General features: G+C 45.4%; 25 protein-coding genes and 1 other RNA gene. 20 read left to right on the top strand and 6 right to left on the bottom strand.

Annotation, left to right across the window (positions count from 1 at the left end; translation table 11 throughout):
• Positions 1–70: 70 nt before the first annotated feature.
• From G517_RS19290 to G517_RS20275, 3 genes are all read left to right on the top strand, one after another.
• The gene (locus tag G517_RS19290; protein ID WP_051206409.1) at positions 71–820 is read left to right on the top strand and encodes a ComF family protein; all 750 of its coding nucleotides are present in this window, start codon (positions 71–73) and stop codon (positions 818–820) included.
• A gap of 112 nt (positions 821–932) precedes the next feature.
• On the top strand, positions 933–1,976 hold the full coding sequence (locus tag G517_RS0113735) for a serine/threonine protein kinase (RefSeq protein ID WP_084632251.1): 1,044 nt from the start codon (positions 933–935) through the stop codon (positions 1,974–1,976).
• 74 nt (positions 1,977–2,050) lie between these two features.
• On the top strand, positions 2,051–3,700 hold the full coding sequence (locus tag G517_RS20275; RefSeq protein WP_084632253.1) for a murein transglycosylase domain-containing protein: 1,650 nt from the start codon (positions 2,051–2,053) through the stop codon (positions 3,698–3,700).
• A gap of 137 nt (positions 3,701–3,837) precedes the next feature.
• Here G517_RS20275 and G517_RS0113745 read toward each other — a convergent pair whose 3' ends face one another.
• Positions 3,838–4,353 (bottom strand): hypothetical protein, encoded by a 516-nt coding sequence (locus tag G517_RS0113745; protein ID WP_028304882.1) that lies wholly within the window; start codon positions 4,351–4,353, stop codon positions 3,838–3,840.
• Between the two features lie 638 nt (positions 4,354–4,991).
• Between G517_RS0113745 and folE the strand changes: the two genes are divergently transcribed.
• From folE to G517_RS0113770, 5 genes are all read left to right on the top strand, one after another.
• Positions 4,992–5,546 carry a GTP cyclohydrolase I FolE gene (folE, locus tag G517_RS0113750; RefSeq protein ID WP_028304883.1) on the top strand — a complete coding sequence of 185 codons (555 nt, stop codon included), beginning with the start codon at positions 4,992–4,994 and terminating at the stop codon, positions 5,544–5,546.
• A gap of 79 nt (positions 5,547–5,625) precedes the next feature.
• Positions 5,626–6,030: a dihydroneopterin triphosphate 2'-epimerase gene (gene folX, locus G517_RS0113755; protein WP_051206411.1), complete on the top strand. Its 405-nt coding sequence runs from the start codon at positions 5,626–5,628 to the stop codon at positions 6,028–6,030.
• Entirely contained in the window at positions 6,027–6,362 is a 336-nt protein-coding gene (locus G517_RS19300) for a thioredoxin family protein (RefSeq protein WP_051206412.1), read from the top strand. The genes folX and G517_RS19300 overlap by 4 nt, the downstream gene beginning before the upstream one ends.
• Before the next feature lie 71 nt (positions 6,363–6,433).
• Positions 6,434–6,700, top strand: coding sequence for a hypothetical protein (locus tag G517_RS0113765; protein ID WP_028304885.1), 267 nt, complete (start codon positions 6,434–6,436; stop codon positions 6,698–6,700).
• A gap of 81 nt (positions 6,701–6,781) precedes the next feature.
• On the top strand, positions 6,782–7,552 hold the full coding sequence (locus G517_RS0113770; protein WP_051206413.1) for a TIGR04219 family outer membrane beta-barrel protein: 771 nt from the start codon (positions 6,782–6,784) through the stop codon (positions 7,550–7,552).
• A 67-nt stretch (positions 7,553–7,619) separates the two neighbouring features.
• On the opposite strand, the gene G517_RS0113775 is transcribed toward G517_RS0113770, so the two are convergent.
• Entirely contained in the window at positions 7,620–8,777 is a 1,158-nt protein-coding gene (locus G517_RS0113775) for a Do family serine endopeptidase (protein ID WP_028304887.1), read from the bottom strand.
• Between the two features lie 239 nt (positions 8,778–9,016).
• Between G517_RS0113775 and G517_RS0113780 the strand changes: the two genes are divergently transcribed.
• A complete protein-coding gene (locus tag G517_RS0113780; RefSeq protein ID WP_028304888.1) occupies positions 9,017–9,778 on the top strand; it encodes a Nif3-like dinuclear metal center hexameric protein in 762 nt (253 codons plus the stop codon).
• Between the two features lie 52 nt (positions 9,779–9,830).
• Here G517_RS0113780 and G517_RS0113785 read toward each other — a convergent pair whose 3' ends face one another.
• Complete coding sequence (locus tag G517_RS0113785; protein ID WP_028304889.1) at positions 9,831–10,286, bottom strand: Z-ring associated ZapG family protein; 456 nt, start codon at positions 10,284–10,286, stop codon at positions 9,831–9,833.
• 345 nt (positions 10,287–10,631) lie between these two features.
• On the opposite strand from G517_RS0113785, the gene zapE reads away from it, so the two are divergent.
• The 8 genes from zapE (at position 10,632) to G517_RS0113825 (ending at position 16,931) form a co-directional block, all read left to right on the top strand.
• Positions 10,632–11,723 carry a cell division protein ZapE gene (zapE, locus tag G517_RS0113790; protein ID WP_028304890.1) on the top strand — a complete coding sequence of 364 codons (1,092 nt, stop codon included), beginning with the start codon at positions 10,632–10,634 and terminating at the stop codon, positions 11,721–11,723.
• A gap of 246 nt (positions 11,724–11,969) precedes the next feature.
• Positions 11,970–12,398, top strand: coding sequence for a 50S ribosomal protein L13 (gene rplM, locus G517_RS0113795; protein ID WP_028304891.1), 429 nt, complete (start codon positions 11,970–11,972; stop codon positions 12,396–12,398).
• 13 nt (positions 12,399–12,411) lie between these two features.
• Complete coding sequence (gene rpsI / locus G517_RS0113800; protein WP_028304892.1) at positions 12,412–12,804, top strand: 30S ribosomal protein S9; 393 nt, start codon at positions 12,412–12,414, stop codon at positions 12,802–12,804.
• Between the two features lie 331 nt (positions 12,805–13,135).
• Positions 13,136–13,729 (top strand): ubiquinol-cytochrome c reductase iron-sulfur subunit, encoded by a 594-nt coding sequence (gene petA / locus G517_RS0113805; RefSeq protein WP_028304893.1) that lies wholly within the window; start codon positions 13,136–13,138, stop codon positions 13,727–13,729.
• The gene (locus G517_RS0113810; RefSeq protein WP_036591525.1) at positions 13,729–14,985 is read left to right on the top strand and encodes a cytochrome b; all 1,257 of its coding nucleotides are present in this window, start codon (positions 13,729–13,731) and stop codon (positions 14,983–14,985) included. Before petA ends, G517_RS0113810 begins: the two co-directional genes overlap by 1 nt.
• Positions 14,985–15,743: a cytochrome c1 gene (locus G517_RS0113815; protein WP_028304895.1), complete on the top strand. Its 759-nt coding sequence runs from the start codon at positions 14,985–14,987 to the stop codon at positions 15,741–15,743. Before G517_RS0113810 ends, G517_RS0113815 begins: the two co-directional genes overlap by 1 nt.
• Positions 15,744–15,858: 115 nt before the next feature.
• Entirely contained in the window at positions 15,859–16,491 is a 633-nt protein-coding gene (locus G517_RS0113820) for a glutathione S-transferase N-terminal domain-containing protein (protein ID WP_028304896.1), read from the top strand.
• Positions 16,492–16,502: 11 nt separating this feature from the next.
• Positions 16,503–16,931, top strand: a complete 429-nt coding sequence (locus G517_RS0113825; RefSeq protein ID WP_028304897.1) for a ClpXP protease specificity-enhancing factor — start codon at positions 16,503–16,505, stop codon at positions 16,929–16,931.
• A gap of 62 nt (positions 16,932–16,993) precedes the next feature.
• On the opposite strand, the gene G517_RS0113830 is transcribed toward G517_RS0113825, so the two are convergent.
• From G517_RS0113830 to G517_RS0113840, 3 genes are read right to left on the bottom strand one after another with little or no spacing between them, the layout of a single operon-like run.
• A complete protein-coding gene (locus tag G517_RS0113830; protein ID WP_028304898.1) occupies positions 16,994–17,590 on the bottom strand; it encodes a phosphoheptose isomerase in 597 nt (198 codons plus the stop codon).
• Positions 17,591–17,612: 22 nt separating this feature from the next.
• On the bottom strand, positions 17,613–17,978 hold the full coding sequence (locus G517_RS0113835; RefSeq protein ID WP_028304899.1) for a YraN family protein: 366 nt from the start codon (positions 17,976–17,978) through the stop codon (positions 17,613–17,615).
• A 54-nt stretch (positions 17,979–18,032) separates the two neighbouring features.
• Positions 18,033–19,922: a penicillin-binding protein activator gene (locus tag G517_RS0113840; protein ID WP_028304900.1), complete on the bottom strand. Its 1,890-nt coding sequence runs from the start codon at positions 19,920–19,922 to the stop codon at positions 18,033–18,035.
• A 62-nt stretch (positions 19,923–19,984) separates the two neighbouring features.
• Between G517_RS0113840 and rsmI the strand changes: the two genes are divergently transcribed.
• The 3 genes from rsmI to rsmH all read left to right on the top strand — a co-directional run bounded on the left by rsmI (position 19,985) and on the right by rsmH (position 22,349).
• Positions 19,985–20,827, top strand: a complete 843-nt coding sequence (gene rsmI / locus G517_RS0113845) for a 16S rRNA (cytidine(1402)-2'-O)-methyltransferase (RefSeq protein ID WP_028304901.1) — start codon at positions 19,985–19,987, stop codon at positions 20,825–20,827.
• A gap of 87 nt (positions 20,828–20,914) precedes the next feature.
• Positions 20,915–21,276, top strand: an RNA gene (rnpB, locus tag G517_RS20285) — RNase P RNA component class A.
• A gap of 134 nt (positions 21,277–21,410) precedes the next feature.
• Positions 21,411–22,349, top strand: coding sequence for a 16S rRNA (cytosine(1402)-N(4))-methyltransferase RsmH (gene rsmH, locus G517_RS0113850; protein WP_028304902.1), 939 nt, complete (start codon positions 21,411–21,413; stop codon positions 22,347–22,349).
• Positions 22,350–22,357 lie beyond the last annotated feature (8 nt).

The raw sequence follows: 22,357 nt of genomic DNA on the forward strand, positions 1-22,357 counted from the left end.
ACTGTGATCATAACGGTGAGGGTTATTCTGTCAACTTTGTTTTTGTTTTTTGGTTTACATGGAGGTGGTTATGGTTGCTAAAGGTTTTGTCTTAACGCTAGTCGAGGCACTTTTTCCTCGGCGCTGTTTTTTGTGTCAGGGGCGGGCGGCCGAAGGTCTTATTTGCCGCGGTTGCCGGGGGGATTTAGTTCTTAATAAAAATCCTTGTATTATTTGTGCTGAGCCGATGACAGCAGGTTCTGCCAGTAGTCATCACACGGCGCTAATCTGTAGCGCTTGCCAAAAAAATCCGCCTGCGTTTGATCATGTCTTTGCGCCTTTTCTTTATACCTACCCGTTAAAAGAGATTATTCATCGTTTTAAAGAGCAGCATCACCTTTTGCGGAGTCGAATGCTGTCCGATCTAGTGTTGAGGGAGGCTTTCAATGCATTCGACACGCCTAAATTTAAGCCTGATTTGATTGTGCCTGTACCAACCCATTGGCGCACTCGCTTGCAGCGAGGGTTTAATCCTGCTGCGGTATTGGCTGATGCTATCGGCAGAGGTATCAATGTACCTGTCGCCATGACAATGTTGCATAAGCAAACGTTTACACCATCGCAACATCTGCTGAACCGTCGTCAACGTCTTAAGAATTTAGAGCAGAGTTTTCAGGTGCGTACTCCGAAAGATATCAAGGGTAAGCATATTCTTTTGATAGATGATGTCGTCACAACGGGTAGTACTGTAGGTGTTATTGCTGCGCTATTAAGGGATAATGGCGCAGAATCAGTGCAGGTTTGGGCACTGGCTCGAACACCGCCAAAATGGCAGCAGTAATACAGAGCAGGCTTGGGTATTGGCCTCCGACATCGACACCGCCAAAATGGCAGCGGTCATATAAACTTGGGTTTTCACTGCTTTCACTGTCTATCTCTATAAGGTTATTAAGATGATACGCTCCCTTTCTTCAGCCGTCGATCCGGCCGGTAATGCCGGTATTGATTCTGGTGTTGACGCTACACCTTATTATCAGTTAAACCCTGATCGAGTGATGGATGCGGTTGAGTCCTTAGGTTTTTATTGTGATGGTCGAGTCATGGCGTTGAACAGTTACGAAAACCGTGTCTTTCAAGTGGGCCTTGATGATGCTCAGCCACTTATTGCCAAATTTTATCGGCCGAGCCGCTGGAGTGATGCGCAGATTCTAGAGGAGCATCAGTTTACTCTGGAGCTTGCTGATAGAGGGGTTAACGCTATCGCCCCGATTCAGCATAATGGTGAGAGTTTATTTCGATTTTCAGACTTTAGGTTTTCACTCTTTCCTCGTAAAGGTGGTCACGCCCCTGAGCTGGATAATGAAGACCATCTGTTTGAGTTAGGCCGTTTTTTAGGCAAGATGCACAGTATTGGTGAGATAAAGCCCTTTCAATATAGACCGGAACTTAATGTTACGGACTATGCTCGGGTCGGCCAGCAGCATGTGTTAAATAGCGGTCTATTGGGGGGCTATCGTCAGCGCTATGAGCGATTGACCGAGGAGCTACTGAAGATATGCGAACAGCGCTTAAAGCAGGTATCTGCGCCTTTAATTCGCGTACAGGGTGATTGTCATGGCGGTAATATGCTGTGGCGTGATGATGAGCTTATGCTGCTTGATTTTGATGATTGCCGTATGGCTCCTGCCATGCAGGATATCTGGATGCTGTTGTCAGGGGATAAGCTTCAGCAGCAACAGTGGCTTTCAGAGGTGCTTGAAGGTTACGAAGAGTACCGAACCTTTCCACGGCAGGAGTTAGTTTTAATCGAACCGTTGCGAACCCTTCGCATGATCTATTACAGCGGTTGGCTAGCCCAGCGTCGAAAAGATCCTGCCTTTATTATGGCATTTCCGCATTTTGGTGGTGAGCATTGGTGGTTAGAGCACGTTAATGCTTTAACGCAACAAAAGATATTATTGAGTCAGCCGCCATTAGCTCTAAACCCTTATGCTTGATGTTTAGCAATTGATAGACAAGACTGCCACGATGGTAAAACTAGTTCGTCATTGATTTAAAGTAAGAGGCAGGGATGGTTAGAAATTTTGATAGTACTGATACGATGAACAACATAGACAATATTGATAATACGAATGCAATAATGGATAGAGATACAATGACATCTAAGGCGGTGGGTTCAGTGGGGCATATTCGTAGTGTATTGATACATTGGCGGCCCTTAGGCGTCATTTGCAGTGCGTTACTGCTTGCGGCCTGTGCGAGTACAGAAAGCTATTCTTCTCGTCAGGAAAGTTTAACACCACCTAAAAGCTTAGTGCCCCAGCCACCTCCGGGTGGTTTTAATTCGTTGTTCAAGTCTGAACCTGATCCTGTTAGCCAAACGGCCTCTGCACCGAGTCAGGCTGCACCCTCTAATCCAAAGCCGTATCAACCTGTTCCTCAGGCTATGCCCCAGGCCGTGGCTCAACCTATTGCTCAGCCTGAACCTGAACCGATAGTGGCTCAGCCACTGCCTCAGACAACACCTGAGGCGGTTTATCAGGCGCCAACACTGACACCAGCTCAACCTCAACCGATATCTGAACCTGTTTTAACGCCTCCGGTTGTTGCCCACTCAGAGAGCCAGGAGACATCAGAGCCATCTTCATGGATCTCCCGTTACCCTGCTTTGGCAAAAGAGTACGAGGGCTATAAAGAAACCATGGCGAAGCTTGAAAAAGAGTATCGTCAATATGAGCAGAAGGTTCAGGAATTACAGCAGAAAGCGAGCCGTTACTGGGGGGATGATAATGTCGTCGAGTCAAACTCTGATACTTATGTTAAATACGGAACAGGCTACACCAGTCGTGGTGAAGTTGATTTTGCCAAGGGTAATATTATTGTTGAGACGGTGGATGAGCGTAATCATAAAGAGCGTCTTCAGGAAGCTATCGTTACAACGCTGTTAACACCGGATAATGCCCGAGATATAAGTTTGTTCTCTGATCAAGGGGTTACTTATACCGGCCCCTCGGTATTGGAAGGACAGGTTAAAGATAACGAAGGTATTATTGTTCAGTGGGAATGGCGAGCGAACCGCTATGCGGATTGGCTAGTGGAAAATAAGCTACAGAAAATCAACTCAGGTAATAAAGTGATCTACCGCGTTGAGATTCCAATGGAGGCTAACCATGAGCAAGTCCGAGGGCAAAAATATGAGTCAATTGTTCGTCAAGCAGCTCTACGCTACGAGGTTCCAGAGTCACTGATTTATAGCATTATGGAAACTGAAAGCCATTTTAACCCTTATGCCACCAGTCATATTCCTGCTTATGGCTTGATGCAGGTTGTTCCAAGTACGGCGGGCCGAGATGTATTTGAGCGTATTAAAAAGCGTAGTGACCAGCCTGACCGAAACTATCTTTTCAATCCAACAAATAATATTGATACGGGAACTGCCTATTTAGGTATTCTGGATGATATTTATCTAAAAGGTGTGACGCATCCGTTGGCCCGTGAATACTGTGTTATCTCAGCGTATAACGGTGGAGCGGGTAATGTGCTAAGAACATTTTCTACGGATCGTAAAAAAGCCGTTCAAATTATTAATAGCTTATCGCCACAGCAGGTTTACGTGAAACTGAATCGCAGCCACCCAAGTGCCGAATCTCGTAAATATATTGAGAAAGTTGTTAAAGCAAAACAGAAATATGATGGTATTGCTGTTGCTCAAAATCCTTAAGCATTCTCGAATATATAAAAAAGGGTTAAAGAGTATATAAAAAAGCTCCGTACTAGCATGTAGACATGGCGAGTACGGAGCTTTTTTTTTGAATCTTGATTTGAATCTTTGTTTTTACACCGGTAATCAACGAAGAGTTATTCGCTTGTCGTTGGCTCATGGCTGCGGCGTTGGATATTAATCTGCTCTGCTTGGTTGATAACCAGAGCGATATTGGCCGACTTATTTAGTTTTAAGCGATAGTCTACGCCAGTTTGAAGCGTGGCTTTATTACAGCTAGAACCTGAACAGGCTTCATTTATGCCTTGATCTCCAGCAGCGTTGATCGCTATTGCATCCATAACACCATCATAGATATGGCCATTGGGTTCAACACATAGTGCGCGGGTTACATTGACGGAAAGCTTGCCGTTGTTGAGCGTTGCGTCTGCAGACATTAAGCAACGTTCAGGCAAGGTGGCGCCAGTTTCAGAGCCGGTCGATTTTAGCAATAGGTGTGAAATTTCTTCGCCTTGGGTAATACTTTTATCAATCAGAACCTGTACTTTTAGAACGGTATCCGTGGGTAGTTTATAACCCTCTGCTGAATTAGTTTCCGCAAAAGCGGGCAGGCAGGCACCTAGCAGGGCAACAGATGTCAGTAATCGTTTCATAGCTCACCGTCTCTTTAGTACAGGTCTCGTACTGACTTATGCAGTACAGAAATAGCCAAACACCGAAGCAGGGCATGATTTCGCTCTACGCTTACAGGTCTGGCGAATTAGGATATTAACTATCGTTAGATATAGTGCCATTAGCTTTGGAATGTCTCAAAACATGGCCACTGGAACGTCTTAAAACATAACCGTAGGGCTGTGCATAATCCCGTAAACAGCGCGCGCAGTATAACAGATCTATTTAATTTATCTGTTCGCCTTATGAGTAAAAAAGTTTCAACCCAAACAACATTGAGGCATGACGAAAGTGAATAATAGATTTTGCGCGCAAAGATTATGCTTGACTAGGATGGTCAGGTAAAATGGACAAATTGTCGCACCCAGCTAGCCATGAAAATACGTTAGTATTGTCACTTTTTTACTGAGACGGCCTGTAATCCCTGATACCGTGCCCGTCCTTATTCGTATCAAGATACGAAGCCAGGCCTTGATGTGCGCTCTAACTAGTAAAGCTCTTCTATCTATGGTTTACCTATGGTCTGTGGATATTTCTATACGAGTTAGAATGCTTATCTCGGATTCTATATTAGAAAACCAACATAAAATTTGATTTTGATTAATCCTAAGGCATTTCGATGACAGAAAAATTGACCGGTCTTTATGAAACAATTCTAACGGAATTGGGTGAGAACCCTCAGCGGGAAGGATTGATGGATACGCCTAAGCGCGCGGCTAAAGCGATGCAGTATTTAACAAAAGGGTATCATGAGACATTAGAAACAGTGACCAATGGCGCTGTATTTGGCTCTGAAACCGATGAAATGGTCATCATTAAAGACATCGAACTATATTCTCTTTGTGAACACCATATCTTGCCTTTTATTGGTAAGTGTCATATTGCCTATTTACCGTCGGGTAAGGTCTTAGGTTTGTCGAAGTTTGCTCGTATTGTTGATATGTATGCTCGACGTTTGCAGATTCAAGAAAACTTGACCAAGCAAATTGCCGATGCGGTGATGGAAGTGACTCAAGCCCGTGGTGTTGCGGTAACGATTGAAGCTCGTCATATGTGTATGATGATGCGAGGGGTTGAAAAGCAAAACTCAGTGATGAAATCTTCTGTGATGCTAGGTGCTTTCCGTGAATCCCAGGCCACACGCATGGAATACTTGCAGCTGATCTCCAATTAAAATAGTTGCCGTGATTAAAGTAGTTGCCGTGATTAAAATAGTTACCTTGTTTCAATTCTTGTCTCAATAAGGATGTGGTATGCCATTACATGCGGTTAGTAATGCTCATAGAGGTCACAATTTAGCGACGATCCAAATCAAAAATTTGCGTCTGCGTACTTATATTGGCATCAATGATGATGAAATTCTGAATAAGCAGGATGTGATCATCAATATCACCATTCAATATGCGGCTGACCGGGCGGTAAGTTTTAATCATATTGATGAAGCTTTGAACTATCGCACCATTACTAAAGCGGTTATTAACCACGTTGAAGGCAATCGCTTTACGCTACTTGAGCGTCTGACTCGAGAAATTTTAGATATCATTATGTCCCTCGAACAGGTTCAGGTCGCTCAGGTCGAAGTGGACAAGCCTCATGCACTACGCTTTTCTGATTCGGTATCCATTACTTTATCGGATTACCGAGATACCTTGGTGTGAATAAATACATTGAAGCCAATAGCCTCGATGAGATGAATACTTCATCTGGGTTGGCTTTTCTGCTGTTCTCAACGCCTAATTGCGGTGTTTGTGACGCTTTAAAGCTTAAGTTACCACGTTGGTCTAAAGCACAAGGTTATAATGCGCGGTTCTTATGGCTGGATCTATCGCGTTTCCCTGAAGCTTGTAGTCTTTTTCAAGTGCTGTCAGTACCTACATTAATCGTTAAGCTTGATAGGCAAGAATTGTCACGTCAGGTAAGACATATAAACCTTCATTTATTACAGGAGCAGGTCTCTCGGTCAATCGCTATTTGGTCTCAAGCCGATTGATCGACAGGTTTGTTCCCTTTCAAGATTATTTTATTTCTTATTTTTATCCTGAATAAAAGGTGGTTTAAGCGATGCAAGGTCAGATTATCTCTTTTGATACCTCTACTCAGCAGGGTATTATTCTGTCTGAGTCCGGTGAGAGCTTCAGTTTTGACTTGGCAGGCTGGCGTGGTCGAGGACTGCCAGATAGTGATGTTTTAGTAAGCTTTGAAGCAGAAAATGGCATTGCTCGACAGGTTTTTAATTTACCAATGGGGCAGTTAAAGGCTCAAGGCACCAAAAAAGTCGGTAGTGATAGTATCTCTCAGCCTTGGTATAAAAAGCTGGGACGGTTCTAAAAGATATCGATAAAAGTGGGCATTGGATTAATACCCTATAGAATAGCCTGAAATAAGCACGGAAAGAGGTTGTAAAAAAACATGCTGAAGAAAATTGCTCCCCTAGGGTTAATGTTTGCAGCGCTGAATGCTCAAGCGGATTTTGTCGGTATCTATGCGGGTGCAAGCCTATGGCAGCCGGATATTAGCGGTAGCTTTGAGTCGGATAGTTCCAGTGCCAGTTCAATTGATGTTGAAGATGATCTAGGTTATAGCGATAGCTCTACGGGTAGTTACTACCTTGCTATTGAGCATCCACTGCCATTGCTGCCTAACTTACGCGTTGAGCGTACCAATCTATCAGAGAGTAGCAATAGCACTCTGAGCCGCTCTATTGAATTTGAAGGCCAAACATATAATGCCAGCTCCAAAATCAACAGTCGTCTTAACCTAAGCCATACCGATTGGACGGGTTATTATGAGATTCTTGATGGTTTAGGCTGGTTAACTGCTGATATTGGTCTGACGATTCGTCAATTTGATGGTGAGATTCAGATTAAAGACGAGAGTGGCAGTGCGGATGAGTCATTGTCGTTAGATGTGCCTGTGCCTCTGCTATACGGTAAGGGTGAATTTGAGATTCCAGTGGTGTCCTTCCCGTTAGCCGTTGGTGGTATCATCAATTACTTGAGTGTAGGCGGCGCAACTATTGCCGATCGCCGTTTCTATGTGGCTGCCGCTGCACCTTTGCCGATAGAGTTAGGCGGTGAGGTTGGTTATCGTAGCTTTAGCATGGATTTTGATGATGTTGATAATTTGAATGCAGATATAACGGCTAGCGGCTGGTACGCTAGTGCAACACTGCACTTCTAGCTCTTCAAATCTAATATTCAGAAACGGGCTTTATTTTGATTAAGCCCGTTTTTTGGCTCTGTCGTCATTAATTCTGTGCAGGCGTTGGCCGACGGCCTACTTCGACCTCAAGTTGAAGTATTTTTCCTGCTCGAAATACCGATAATTTAATCTTTTCACCTGGCTCTGTTTCGGTGATCTGGTTCATGGTATCCCGGCCACTCACAACCAGTTCCCCGTCAACCTTGGTAATGATATCTCCTGGCTGCATTCCGGCTTGATGTGCAGGGCCATTTCGTAAAAGGCCAGCAATTAGAATACCCTGATCACTGTTGTAACCAAAAGAAAGGGCTAATGCTTGCGTTAATTCTTGAACTTCTACGCCCAGCCAACCCCGTACTACACTGCCTTCCCGAATAATATCAATCATAATTTGACGGCTTAGATTGGAAGGAATAGCAAAACCGATGCCTTGAGAGCCGCCGGACTTACTAAATATCGCCGTATTGATGCCTAAGAATTCACCCCGTGGGTTGACCAGTGCGCCACCGGAGTTACCTGGATTAATTGCGGCATCTGTTTGAATAAAATCTTCAAAAGTATTAATACCCAGCTGGTCTCGGCCTGTTGCACTAACGATCCCCATCGTCACTGTTTGACCTACGCCAAATGGATTGCCAATGGCTAATACGACATCACCAACTTCAATATCATCCGATGGTGCTATTGTGATGACGGGTAGATCTGGCAGCTTAATTTTTAGAACCGCAAGATCCGTTTCGGGGTCAGTACCAACAACCTGAGCAATGGTTTCTCGACCATCCTTTAAGGCAACTTTAATTTCGTCCGCCCCAGCTATGACATGGTTGTTGGTTAAGATATAACCGTCAGCACTAACAAGAACCCCAGAGCCTAAGCTGGATTGTAATCTTTGCTGGCGCGGTTTGCCGTTGAAGTCAAAAAACTGCCTAAAAGCAGGGTCTTGTAACAGGGGGTGGTCACTTTGTTCGATGATTTTGCTGGTGTAAATATTAACAACGGCGGGCGCTGCTTGTTTAACTGCGCCAGAATAGCTGTAGGGCGCCTGTTGCTGAGATGTGTTTTTAGGTTTATGGGCGGCTTCAATAAAAACAGGCTGAGTTTTTTGATTGCTGGTAAAAAGGGCTGTTGATTGCTGGTTGATCAACAATCCAATGATGACACCAATCATTACGGGCAATGAGAAGTAGCGAAATAGCTTTTTCATGCAAAAAATCTCAGTCCAAGTAAATACAGCATTATTAGGTTCAGTTCAGATTGCGGTTAAGCACAAAATGGCAACTAACTAGAATAAGCAGTGTGTCGCCACTAGCCGTGACTACTATATGGTGTCTTATTGTATTAATTCAATCAAATAGAGCTGTGAAGCACTGGTTTTAAGGGATATTTTAGCGTATTTAAACGATGTATCGTGTGATTTATTGCTATTTTAGTACAGGAGAAAATATGAGTTTAACGTTGCCTGAGTTAGTCGCTGGGTTGGATCGGTTGCTTGAGCCAAAGGCATTTAAAGACTATTGCCCTAATGGTTTGCAGGTTGAAGGTAAGTCGACAGTAAAACGTATCGCTACCGCTGTTACGGCTAGTCAAAATATTGTTGATCAAGCGATAGCCAAAGATGTTGATGTTCTTTTGGTTCATCATGGCTACTTTTGGAAAAATGAGCCGACTGAAATAACGGGCATGAAATATCGGCGACTGGCTGCGTTGATTAAAAATGATATTAGTTTAATCGCCTATCATCTGCCGTTAGATGCCCATTCAAAGCTTGGCAATAATGTTGAATTGGCTAAAAAATTGGATTGGAGTATTAGTCATGGTTTGGATGAAGGAGATCCTAGAAGTATTGGTTTGGTTGGTGGGCCTAAAACGGATCGTACTGTAAAAGATGTCGTGAGCCGTATTAAGGAAGTGCTGCAGCGCGAGCCTTTGGTGATTGGCGATTTATCAAGCCCTGTTACAAAAATTGCTTGGTGTACAGGCGCGGCTCAAGGTTTTATTGAACAAGCTGCAACCGCAGGCTGTGACTTATATGTCAGTGGTGAAATTTCAGAAAATACAGTCCATGCCGCCCGTGAATTAGGTATTACCTATATTGCTGCCGGGCATCATGCAACAGAGCGTTATGGCGTGTTGGCACTGGGGGAATGGTTGCAAAGTGAATATGGGCTGGAACATATAGCCCTAGATGAAAATAACCCGGTTTAAACCGGGTTATTTAAGCTCTCTTTTTAAAAGTTTTCTATTACAGGTCTATCCACTAAAGGCCTTTAGGTGGTTCTGGTACTTTTTCGCGCTCCAACCCAAAGTCTTCCGATAATGTCCCTGAGCTTTCTGGGGCATAATCCATCGGGGCTTGGTAAGACTCATTACTGGCAGCGTCTTCCACTTGATCTTTACGGTTTTTACGGCTGTTTTTACTGATACGTTTGTATAGCACCGCATCATCACAAAAACTCTCTGCACCACTTTGTAGATGGCTGACAAGGTTCTGGTAGTGCTTTTCCATACCGCCTAAAAGCTCATCGGTACGGGCAAAATGTTCGCTAACATTTTCGTTAAGACGAGCCAGTTCCATCTCTTTCTGATTCATACGCTGTTTTAGATCTGAGCCTCCACCTGTATTCGTGTTGAACAGATGGTAAATCAGCGCACCAACACCACAGCCCACAACGAAGGTCAGGATAATAAGGGTCCAGTCGATATTGGCTTCCATAAAATGACTCCTTAAATATTTGAATGGCACAGTGGCTTATTACGGTGCCGTAACGTGCTGATTATTATACAGGGTAATCGGTGACGATGACCAACCGGTTGTGTAAGACATCACTTAGTTTTATTAGAATTGCGAGCGCCTCGTTCTTTTATGACGGGTTATCGTCTGGTTTAACGGCTTATTAAAGCGCTTTTTATTCAAAATTTAATTAAGTCTAAGGTCGATATTTGGGGGTTTGTCTTCAAAACGGTATAATACCGCCCACATTTTTTCAGGTAAACCGCGTCACTTTGTCCACAACTGGGCTCGGTGATCTCTTTCTGTAAAACTCTCGGAATCAGGCTTATGACACCCTTAGAGCGCTATAAACAAGATCTTGAACGTGATGATTTTAGCTATGATCCGGCACAAGAGATGGCGGTAAAGCATCTACAGCGCCTTTATGATGATCTCGTTAGATATCAGCCGCCTAAGAAATCTTTTATCAAAAGTCTGCTAGGTAAACCCGATGTTAAAGAACCTGCCCACGGTTTGTATTTTTGGGGTGGTGTGGGTCGCGGTAAAACCTATTTAGTCGATACGTTCTACGATAGCTTGCCGTTCGATGACAAGATGCGGGTTCACTTTCATCGGTTTATGCAGCGTGTGCACGATGATCTGCGTAAGTTTGACGGTGAAAAAAATCCACTAACGCTAGTTGCTGAGCAATTAGGTAAAGAGATCCGAGTACTTTGCTTAGATGAGTTTTTTGTCAAAGATATTACCGATGCAATGATTCTTGCTGGTCTTTTAGGTGAGCTATTTAAGAATGGCGTGGCCCTTGTAACGACCTCTAATATCGTGCCGGATGGGTTGTATGAAAACGGGTTACAACGCGCTCGCTTTATCCCCGCCATTGAGCTTTTGAAGAAATATACTGAAGTGGTCAATGTTGATAGCGGTGTTGATTATCGGTTGCGAGCACTTGAGCAAGCGGAAATCTTTCATTATCCCCTTGATGCATCTGCCAATGAAAGTCTGATGAAAAGCTTTAAAAGCATTGCCTTGGCTGAGGGGCGTGAGGCGCAATCAATAGAGATTAATCACCGGCAAATGAAATCCTTGCGACTGCATGACGGTGTGGTGTGGTTTGATTTTGAGGAGTTGTGCGACGGCCCACGCAGCCAGAATGACTATATTGAGCTTGCCAAACAGTACCATACTGTTTTGTTAAGCGAAGTCCCTCAAATGAAGCGTGATACCGATGATCAGGCGCGACGTTTTATCAACTTGGTCGATGAGTTTTATGACCGTAACGTGAAGCTTATTATTTCAGCGGAAGCCGCGATCTCTGATCTATATTTAGGCGGTAATCTAAGCTTTGAATTTGACCGCACGGTTTCTCGATTACTTGAAATGCAATCCCATGAATATCTTGCCCGAGAGCATCTTCTATAAGGTCTCTGTCAATGCCTCCATCTTTTTTATCGAGCTGTCGTTGCTACGGGTTCGATAAAAATAAGGTTTACAAGGCATTTTATGTAAACAGGGCTTAACTTTGCGGTGCTAAGTCGCTATACTTCGCGCTCCTTTTTTAAGGTACTGAACGTTGCAATGGAACTGCAACCAATAAAAATAGGCAACTGGTCCATCGGGAAGGGAATGACTCTCTGATCGTAAGACCGATATAGGCTATTAAGAATCATGAAAACTTTTAGTGCAAAACCAGAGACAGTCAAGCGCGACTGGTTCGTAGTCGACGCAAATGGTCTGACACTGGGTCGTTTAGCTACTGAGCTGGCTCGTCGCCTGCGCGGTAAACATAAACCTGAGTATACGCCTCACGTTGACACCGGTGACTACATCGTTGTTGTTAATGCTGAAAAAATTCAGGTTACAGGCAATAAAGGCAAAGGCAAGATGTACTACCGTCACACCGGTTACATCGGCGGTATTAAGTCTATGTCTTTCAATCAGATGATTGATCATGCTCCTGAGCGTGTTCTTCAACTGGCCGTTAAAGGCATGCTTCCAAAAGGTCCTCTGGGCCGTGCAATGCAGGCGAAGCTGAAAGTGTATGCGGGCGAAAATCACCCACATGCTGCACAACAGCCGCAAGAACTGAAACTTTAATAGGAAGATAAACATGTCTGCAACTCAGTATTACGGTACCGGTCGTCGTAAAACCTCTACAGCTCGCGTATTTCTACGCGCAGGCTCTGGCAATATCGTTGTAAACGGTAAGCCTCTTGAAGAATACTTCGGTCGTATGACTGCACGTATCATTGTTCGTCAACCTCTTGAGTTGACCGAAAACAATGAAAAGTTCGATTTAAACATCACTGTTAAAGGCGGTGGTGACTTCGGTCAAGCTGGCGCGATTCGTCACGGTGTAACTCGTGCTCTTATGGAGTATGATGAGACTCTACGTCAGATCCTGCGTGCGGCAGGTTACGTGACTCGTGATGCGCGTAAAGTTGAGCGTAAGAAAGTGGGTCTACGTAAAGCACGTAAACGTCCACAGTTCTCCAAGCGTTAATTCGCTTACAGACCTTATTGGTTTGTATACAAAAAACGCTCAGGCCAATTGTGTGTCTGGGCGTTTTTTTTGGTTAAGATGGCGATAAATATACTTATTATTGATTTGGCTCAATGCACTGTCGATGCCTTTGTTCTCCTAGGCCGAAAACTCTAGGTATGCAACTAAGGCATTATTTTTACAGGGGTATATTCTCTTGTGTTGCGGTGCTGATTTTTTTACTATTTGTGCCATTTATTTTCCGTGAAAAATGGCAACGGGTTAAGTTGCTTAATTAAAGTTGCATAACCCCTTGAAATTTAACGGGTTGGTTGATGGGAGAGACCTTACGATGAGTAATGACGGCGTAAACAAAGGGCGTCGCCGTTTCCTTCTTGGCGCGACATCTGCATTAGGTGCAGTGGGCGTTGTGGGGGTAGCGGTACCCTTTGTAGCATCCTGGAATCCTAGTGCGAAAGCACGGGCGGCGGGTGCTCCGGTTAGAGCTGATATATCTAAGCTGCAACCGGGTCAGCAAATGACCATTGAATGGCGTGGTAAACCTGTATGGGTTATCTACCGTACGCCTGAGATGATCGCGAATCTGGATAAGCTGAATGATCAGGTCGCAGACCCTCAATCAGCAGTTCCTCAGCAGCCAGGGTACATTAGTGGTGTTCTACGCTCCATTAAGCCGGAGTATGCGGTGATGATCGGGATCTGCACTCACTTAGGTTGTTCTCCTACCTATCGTCCAGAAATAGCACCTGCTGATCTGGGTGATGACTGGTTGGGTGGCTTCTTCTGTCCGTGTCACGGTTCTCGTTTTGACCTTTCCGGTCGTGTTTACAAGGGTGTTCCTGCTCCTGTAAACCTGGAAATTCCTCCCTATAAATACGAGGCTGATGGCACTATTGTCATCGGTGTAGATCAGGAGAATGCATAATGGCTGGTAACCGTAACAAGGGTAATCCAGGCCTAATGGGTTGGATTGATGATCGTTTCCCGGCTACGGCGATGTGGGAAGATCACCTGAGCAAATACTATGCTCCTAAAAACTTTAACTTTTGGTACTTCTTTGGTTCTCTTGCCCTTTTAGTACTGGTTAACCAGATTCTAACTGGTATCTGGCTAACGATGAGCTTTAACCCAAGTGCTGAAGGTGCTTTTGCTTCCGTTGAGTACATCATGCGTGATGTCGAATTCGGCTGGCTATTGCGTTATATGCACTCTACGGGTGCTTCTGCATTCTTTATCGTCGTATATATGCATATGTTCCGCGGCATGATGTATGGCTCGTACAAGGCTCCTCGGGAGCTTATTTGGATCTTCGGCATGGCGATTTACTTAGCGCTGATGGCTGAAGCATTCATGGGTTACTTATTGCCATGGGGACAGATGTCCTATTGGGGTGCGCAGGTTATTATCTCCCTGTTCACTGCTATTCCTGGCATTGGTGCTGATTTGGCACAGTGGATCCGGGGTGATTACCTGATCTCTGGCGTTACGCTGAACCGTTTCTTTGCACTGCATGTTATTGCCCTGCCTATCGTACTGTTGGCCTTAGTTGTACTGCACATTCTTGCATTGCATGAAGTGGGTTCTAACAACCCTGACGGCAACGATATTAAAAAGCATAAAGATGAGAATGGTATTCCGCTGGATGGTATTCCTTTCCACCCGTACTACACCGTAAAAGATATTGTAGGCGTGGCGGTATTCTTGTTTGTGTTCTGTGCGATTATTTTCTACGCACCGGCGATGGGTGGCTACTTTATTGAAGCGCCAAACTTTGAACCGGCTAACGCGTTGAAAACTCCTGCCCACATTGCTCCTGTTTGGTACTTTACGCCATTCTACGCAATGCTACGTGCGATCACCTTCCCAATGTTTGGCCTAGACGCTAAGTTCTGGGGTGTAGTTGTGATGGGTGGAGCTATTGCCATTCTGTTTGTTCTGCCGTGGTTGGATAAGAGTCCTGTTCGCTCTATGCGCTACAAAGGCTGGATCAGCAAGGTCTTCCTACTGCTATTTGCAGTTAGCTTTGTCATTCTAGGTGTTTTGGGTGCTATTCCATCGACTCCTGGTCGTACTTTGTTGGCTCAGGCTTGTACAGCGATTTACTTCTTGTACTTTATCCTAATGCCTTGGTACACCAAGTTCGAATCCACTAAACCAGTGCCAGAGAGGGTGACAGGCTAATGAAAAAGCAACTGATTGCACTGATTTTAGCGCTGGTACCGTTTACGGCGCTTGCAGCAGGTGGCAGTGTCCACCTGGATAAAATGGAACCAGACCTGTACGACAAAGCGTCGTTGCAGAATGGTGCTAAATTATTCGTGAACTATTGCATGGGTTGTCACTCAGCAGAGTTCCAGCGTTATTCGCGCACTGCAGAAGATTTGGGTGTTCCTCAGGATGTTATTGAAGAAAATCTAATCTTTAACAGTTCTCTGAAGTACAACGATCAGATGCGCATTGGCATGCAAAAAGAAGATGCTAGTGTTTGGTTTGGTGCAGCGCCACCGGATCTAAGCCTAGAAGCTCGTTTGCGTGGCCCTGACTGGGTTTACACTTACCTGCGTAGTTTCTACACAGATCCAAGTCGTCCTTGGGGTGTGAACAACACTGTATTCCCTGATGTAGGTATGCCGAACGTGTTAGCATCTCTACAGGGTATTCAGGATAAAGTGTGTGATCCTAACCATCATGTCGCACAAATAGATCCTCTGACAGGTAACCAAGTTGGTGAAAGCTGCTTGAAAATTACCCAGCAGGGTTCTATGAGCAAAGCTGAGTTCGATAAAGTGGCTTATGATTTAACTAACTTCCTCGTCTATGTTGGTGAGCCTTCCAAATTGGAAAGTAACAGCATTGCACCTTGGGTGTTAGGTTTTATCTTGCTGCTGATCATCGTTGCTTACTTGCTGAAGAAAGAGTACTGGCGCGATATTCACTAATCGATTGCCAACGATGTGAAGAGCGTGCAACCCTTTGCGGGTTGCGCGCTTTTTTTGCTCTATGAGCAAAGATATGCTTTTATATTGGCCTTGAAAATTTGATAGGGGTTATACAATGGGTGTAGCAGCCAAGCGTTCCTCAATGACGTTTTATTCTAACGGTGAAGATCATTACAGTCATCGTGTTCGTATTGTGCTAGCAGAGAAGGGAGTCGCTGTTGATATTCTAGATTGCCTTGATGCTAACAAGCCTGCTGAGCTGGCTGATATCAATCCTTACAACAGCCTGCCTACGCTGGTTGACCGGGATTTGGTTTTGTTCCAGTCGGATATAATGATGGAATATCTGGATGAGCGTTTTCCTCACCCTCCACTATTGCCTGTTTATCCAGTAGCCCGCGCGCAAAGCCGTCAGTTTATGTACCGCATCCAGCGTGATTGGTGCCCTAACGTTGATATCATCACGGCAAATAAAGATGCAAAAGCCGTTGAACAAGCTCGTAAAGAGCTGCGTGAGAGCCTTATCTCTACCAGCCCTATTTTTGAAGAGCTGCCTTACTTTATGAGTGAGGAATTTACACTGGTTGATTGCTGTGCAGCATCAATCCTTTGGCGTCTACCTGCCTTGGGTATTGAACTGCCGGAAAATCAGGTTCAGCCATTGTTGTCTTATATGAATAACCGATTGTTTAATCGTGAGGCTTTTCAGGCAAGTTTGTCTGAAGCTGAACGTGAAATGCGTCTGTAATTGGATTTACTATGTCTTCCAGTCGTCCCTATCTAATTCGCGCCTTATACGAATGGCTTGCTGATAATGATCTAACGCCTTATTTGGCGGTTGATGCCACTCTTGAAGATGTCATGGTTCCTTCCCAGCATATTCAAGATGGTCAGATTGTTCTCAACATTACGATGAGTGCTGTGCGTAATTTAGATATTTCAAATGAAGCCGTCACCTTTTCTGCTCGTTTTGGCGGTGTGCCGCAGCAGGTTTATGTACCTGTAACTGCGATACTTGCTATTTATGCCAAAGAAAATGGGCAGGGGATGGCGTTTGGCCATGAGCCTGAACTACCGGAACCAGAGCCTAAAGGCCCTGTTGTGGTAAAAAGGGAATCAGAGCCGACCAAGGAAGCAACTGAATCAGCCTCTACTAATAAGCGTCCGTCTCTTCGGGTAGTTAAGTAAGCTGATCGGTTATGCGTTACGTTAGAATGAAAAAGGCATCCTTCGGGATGCCTTTTTTTCGTCTAATCTTCCATTCCGCCGAATAGCTGCACGTCGATTAGATCGCATAGGCAGTGCATGGCCAATAACTGAACTTCCTGGATTCGACTTGTTTGTTCGGCGGGTGCGCGTATCTCAAAGTCATCGCTGCTGAGCAGTGAGGCAACATCTCCACCGTCACCACCTGTGAGTGCAATAACGGTCATGCCTCTGTTATGAGCAGCCTGCACGGCCTGCACCACATTGTTGGATTTACAGCTAGAGGTGATGACAAGCAGGATGTCACCGGGCTGACCTAGGGCGCGCACTTGCTTGGAAAAAACTTCGTTAAAGCTCGCGCTATTGGAGATCGCCGTGAGGGTAGAGCTATCGGTTGATAGCGCCATTGCTGGTAAGCTAGGGCGATCTTTCTCATGACGGTTCAGCATCTCTGATGCGAAATGCTGTGCAAGTGCCGCAGAGCCACCATTGCCACAGGTAAGAATTTTATTATCATTGATCAAGCAGTTTACAATCAGGCTGCTAGCATGTTCTATCAGCGGAGGCAGCATCTCACTTGCGGTGGCCTGTGAGTCAATACTGCTGTGGAAATTGGCAATGATTCTGTCTTGTAAATCCATGATCTAGTTACTCGTAACGCCATCAAGAGGTTATAGCTGATGGAATCCAGTTGATATCCAATGGCTGATCAAGGGATGCAGGTGTAATCGCAACCACATCAATACGCCATGGCGACTGTATCTTATGTTTTTGGCAGTAAAGCAAGGCGCTTCTTATAAGCTTTTTTTGCTTGCTGATGGTAATGCTTTCAACCGCGCTGCCATAATGTTTGTTTTGCCTATAACGAACTTCAATAAAGACTAAGCAATGCTTGTCTTGCATAACAAGGTCTATTTCGCCGGTCTTGAAATGAACATTACGGCGGATATAAATTAACCCTTGTTCCTGTAAAAAATGTTGAGCCAGAAGCTCGGCATCTTGTCCTGTTTCTTGGGTTGTCTTTTTCATTGCTTCGCATCCTTGCGGTTTTTATATGTTTTATTTTTATATAGATACTGGTCGTTAGTTTGTGGGGGACTCTATATATTGACGCATAACAGGTCGTCCGCGAACAAAAGTAGCCCACTGGAGTTGGCGCTGAATACTGAGATCTTTTTTCAATGACAGTGCCCCAGTAGCACCAAACACTTTGCTGTCTGGTAGTGCTTCAAGCATACGCAGCCGGCCTGCTAGCTGAAGGGCATCCGTACCCATCGCAAAAAGTCGGCCATATCGATTGGTTTCATCAGGCCATGCCTCTTCGATTTGGCGTTTAAGTCCTGAGCTATTTTCTAAAAACCAAGGGATGTCGCAAAAATGGATGCCGTTAAGGTCTTGATCTCGACTTGTGGATTCTTTGCCGTTGTATAGGTGTGATGTGGCGTAAACAGGTAGATTGCTCGCATAGTAAAAGGCTAGCACGGGTTTGACTTGCCGTGCAGTAGCCGGTGTGGCGACTAAGAACATCATATCAATATCTTGACGGCGGCGAGGCTCAAACTCTACTTTCTGATCTAATAGTTGACTGATGCGACGCCAGCGTTTTTCGCTTTTATCCACTTCAAGCATTTTTTCAACGCTAAGACCTAAATTAGTTTTACTAGAGTACATGCCCGTCTCTGCAATGCTTCCACCCTGCTCTTGCCATGTTTTTTCAAAGGCTGATAAGGCGCGGCCACCCCAATCACTGGATGGTGTGAGTGTTAAGGCTCGTTTTTTACCATCTTGCCATGCCATTTTAGCCGCTTGAGAGGCTTCATCCTCTGCCGATATCGCGTATTGAAAGAGGTCTGTGTTCTCGGTGCTTAGGCGGGTGCCATAGTTTAAGGCCAAGGTTCTTAAGGGAAGAGAGCTACGCGCTTGAAGCTCTGTTACCTTGCTTTTGGACAGTGGGCCGATAACCACTTCTGCACCCGCCGTCATGGCGGAGCGGTACAGTGCATCTAGTGAGAGGCTATTGCTATCAAAGAAGCTAAGTTTAGGGGTTGAAGCGCCTTGAGTTGTTGCATTAATTGATGCGGCTATAATGCCATCGCGAATCGCATTGCCTGCTTTTGAAAGCGCACCGGATTGCGGTAGGAATACCGCAATATGCTTAATAGGATTGCGGCTAATGTCGGCTAAGAATGCCATATCTTTGGGGAGTGATAAGGCCGCAGGATGACCATGCCAGTATTGCTGCCAACGGTTAAGTTCATCGGTAAACTGATCTAGGTTGTTAGCGGCTTCTTTTCGAACCCTTGCAAGATCAAGCCAGCCTTGAAGTTCTTGATCTACTTCGGTTTCCATTAGTGTGCGGATATCATCTAGCGTGATATTCAGTAGAGCTTGCCAAAGCTGATTGTAGGATTGTTGTGCTGGTAAGCCTGTTTGTTGTCGAGCTAAGGCGAGATACTCCCGCGCACTTGCTTCGTGATAGCCTAAAATGCTGTAAGCATGTGCGCGATAGGAGGCAAGGGTCATCTGTTCGTCGGGTGTTAAGCGATCATAAATAAGGTTGCCGGTGTTATTTAAGGCAACAAGAGCCTGCCAACCTTCTCCGCTACCTAAACTGAGCTCTGCTGATAGAAATACAAAGCGTTTTTGTAGCGAGAAAGGCAATCTATAGGCATGAATATTAGCGAGCAAGCGCAGGGCCGCATCAACGTCTCCGTCCTGTGCTAGAATCTCTGCCGCACGAAGCCGGTATACTTGAGCCTGATCAAAGCTGGATTGCTGCGCGAGTAACAAGAGATCTTCTGCTGATAAGCCGACAGGCTGACTAATAACGCTTGACTCAGACTCCTGACCAGGTTTTTCAGAAGGGCCACTACAGGCGGCTAACAGCGCTATTGTTGGGATTGCAATCCAACGGCTTAAAGTGCGTTGTAGGTTATGGCGCTTGTTATATTGTCGCTGATTACTAGCAGGCATAGTCAAACTCTTAGTGGCTGTTAGTGCATAATTTTTAATAATCGTTAACACAGGGTTATAGGATGTCCGAATCCGTATTGTACGTGGTTGCTACCCCGATTGGTAATCTTGCTGATATTTCAGAGCGGGCGTTAAAGGTGTTGCGTTCAGTAGACCTGATCGCGGCAGAAGATACCCGTCATACTCGTCAGCTGCTGATGCATTTTACTATTAATAAGCCTCTGTTCTCGGTTCATGATCATAACGAGCAGCAGCGCGTAGAAAAAGTAATTTCAGAATTAAAATCAGGTTTAAATATCGCTTTAGTCTCTGATGCAGGGACCCCTTTAATTTCTGACCCAGGTTTTCATGTGGTTCAGGCGGTTCGACAGGCCGGCTTTCAGGTGATTCCAATCCCTGGCCCCTGTGCATTAGTTACAGCGTTATCTGCAGCGGGTATGCCAACGGATCGTTTCTGCTTTGAAGGCTTTTTACCGGCTAAAAGTAGTGGCCGTAAAAAGCAGCTGCATCAAGTCGAAGAGGAAACGCGAACTTTGGTGTTTTACGAGTCACCGCACCGAATCGTCGATTCTTTGACGGATATGGCAGAGGTGCTGGGTGGTGATCGCTTGATCACGGTTGCCCGTGAAATTACTAAGACCTTTGAGACCTTTTACACGGGTACGTTAGAAGAAACCTTGGTCTGGATTCAGTCGGATGCTAATCAGCAGCGGGGAGAGTTTGTCTTGGTTGTTGCTGGAGCACCCGCTAAAGAAGATGAAGAAGCGGCGGCTGTTTCCGCAGAGAAAGTGCTTAAGGTCTTGCTAGAAGAGCTACCGGTTAAGCAGGCGGCAGCTCTTTGTGCCAAGATTACGGGTCAGAAAAAGAACGCCCTTTATCAGCAAGCTCTTGCGTTACAAAAATGAGTGCAGCCTGTTTGAATTGCAGTGCGTGTTGATTTAGCACAAAAATTGGTTGTCTGGGAGCGACGATCCTTATATCCTAGCTCGCTTGGAGTTGGCCAGGCAGTCGCCGCTTTTGCAGTTCGCTGCAAAGGGGGAGGAAAGTCCGGGCTCCAAAGGGCAGAGTGCCAGGTAACGCCTGGGAGGCGCGAGTCTACGGAAAGTGCAGCAGAGAGCAGACCGCCGATGGCTTCTCACGAAGCACAGGTAAGGGTGAAAGGGTGCGGTAAGAGCGCACCGCGCAACTGGCAACAGCTTGTGGCATGGTAAACCCCACTCGGAGCAAGACCAAATAGGAACCCTATGGTGCGGCCCGCATTGGGTTCGGGTAGGTTGCTTGAGGCTTGTGGTAACGCAAGCCCTAGATGAATGACTGTCTACGACAGAACCCGGCTTATCGGCCGACTCCACATCATTTGCAGCAGTGCACCTTGTTTTTGCCAAGATGAATGCTTAGAAAGCTTTTTCAGAGTTTCTAACCAAGCTTGGTGAGACAGGGTGCACTGCTGAATCCGGTTTAATCGTACATCAAGAATCAGATCTCACCATGACTCAAGCTTTTCAGCACCTGACCGTTTTGTTGAATGAAGCCGTAGAGGCTTTAGTTCATTCGCCATCCGGCACCTATGTAGATGGCACCTTTGGTCGGGGTGGTCACTCTCGTCTTGTTCTGGATAAATTAAGTCCAGAGGGCCGGCTTTATGGTGTCGATAAAGATCCGCTCGCCCTTGCTGAAGCCCATCGCCTTGAAACGGATGACCCTCGCTTTAAAGTCTTTCAAGGTTCTTTTGCTGAGCTTGATCGTTTTGCCGCTGAAGAAGGTGTGTCCGGTCAACTTGATGGTATTTTGCTAGATCTTGGCGTTTCTTCACCTCAATTGGATGATCCTGAGCGCGGCTTTAGTTTTATGAATGATGGTCCTTTGGATATGCGTATGAATCCTGATGCGGGGCAGTCGGCGGCAGACTGGGTTAATTCGGCTCCAGAGGCAGAGTTAGTTCGTGTGATGAAAGATTATGGCGAAGAGCGTTTTGCTCGACGTATGGCTCGGGCCATTATTGCTGAGCGTAAACTTGAGCCGATTACTCGTACTGGTCGTTTGGCGAGCATTGTTAAAGAAGCTAATCCTGCCTGGGAAAAAGGCAAGCACCCTGCAACACGTGCATTCCAAGGGATTCGTATTCATATTAACCGTGAGCTAGAAGATCTTGAAATCTGTTTAAAGCAATCGTTAGATCTACTAAAAGTTGGTGGGCGCTTGGTGGTTATTAGCTTTCACTCCCTTGAAGACCGTCTAGTGAAACGCTTTATGCGTGATATGGCTAAGGGTGATACGCACCTTCCGCCTGGAGTGCCTTTTACTCAAGATCAGCTTAATATTCGTTTGAAATTATTAAGCAAGGCAACAAAGCCCTCTAAACAAGAAGTTCAAGCGAACCCTCGTTCACGTAGTGCGGTTATGCGTGTTGCTGAGCGTGTTGCTTAAAAACATCA

This window comes from Oceanospirillum maris DSM 6286, from assembly GCF_000422865.1.
GTDB classification, from domain to species: domain Bacteria; phylum Pseudomonadota; class Gammaproteobacteria; order Pseudomonadales; family Halomonadaceae; genus Oceanospirillum; species Oceanospirillum maris.